This is a genomic window from Rossellomorea aquimaris, from assembly GCF_020171925.1.
Classification (GTDB): domain Bacteria; phylum Bacillota; class Bacilli; order Bacillales; family Bacillaceae_B; genus Rossellomorea; species Rossellomorea aquimaris_F.
In genome coordinates, this window is the sequence record NZ_JAIVAR010000020.1 from 1 (window position 1) to 1,110 (window position 1,110).

1 rRNA gene is annotated in these 1,110 nt (G+C 51.8%); it reads right to left on the reverse strand.

The features are described 5' to 3' along the window. Positions 1–1,110 (reverse strand): 23S ribosomal RNA (locus tag LCM10_RS20515); the annotation flags it as partial.

The following is a 1,110-nucleotide window of genomic DNA, read 5'->3' on the forward strand; positions in this document are numbered from 1 at the left end:
CACCCCAAAGAGCACCCCTTCTCCCGAAGTTACGGGGTCATTTTGCCGAGTTCCTTAACGAGAGTTCTCTCGCTCACCTTAGGATTCTCTCCTCGCCTACCTGTGTCGGTTTGCGGTACGGGCACCTTTTTCCTCGCTAGAGGCTTTTCTTGGCAGTGTGGAATCAGGAACTTCGCTACTATAATTCGCTCGCTATCACAGCTCAGCCTTCGCGATGACGGGATTTGCCTCATCATCAGCCTAACTGCTTAGACGCACATATCCAGCAGTGCGCTTACCCTATCCTCCTGCGTCCCCCCATTGCTCAAACGGAAAAGAGGTGGTACAGGAATATCAACCTGTTGTCCATCGTCTACGCCTATCGGCCTCGACTTAGGTCCCGACTAACCCTGAGCGGACGAGCCTTCCTCAGGAAACCTTAGGCATTCGGTGGATGGGATTCTCACCCATCTTTCGCTACTCATACCGGCATTCTCACTTCTAAGCACTCCACCAGTCCTTACGGTCTGACTTCACTGTCCTTAGAACGCTCTCCTACCACTGACACCAGAGGTGTCAATCCACAGCTTCGGTGATACGTTTAGCCCCGGTACATTTTCGGCGCAGAGTCACTCGACCAGTGAGCTATTACGCACTCTTTAAATGGTGGCTGCTTCTAAGCCAACATCCTGGTTGTCTAAGCAACTCCACATCCTTTTCCACTTAACGTATACTTTGGGACCTTAGCTGGTGGTCTGGGCTGTTTCCCTTTCGACTACGGATCTTATCACTCGCAGTCTGACTCCCATGGATAAGTCTTTGGCATTCGGAGTTTGTCTGAATTCGGTAACCCGATGAGGGCCCCTAGTCCAAACAGTGCTCTACCTCCAAGACTCTAACACATGAGGCTAGCCCTAAAGCTATTTCGGAGAGAACCAGCTATCTCCAAGTTCGATTGGAATTTCTCCGCTACCCACACCTCATCCCCGCACTTTTCAACGTGCGTGGGTTCGGACCTCCATCCAGTGTTACCTGGACTTCATCCTGGACATGGGTAGATCACCTGGTTTCGGGTCTACGACCACATACTCATTCGCCCTATTCAGACTCGCTTTCGCTGCGGCTCCGTCT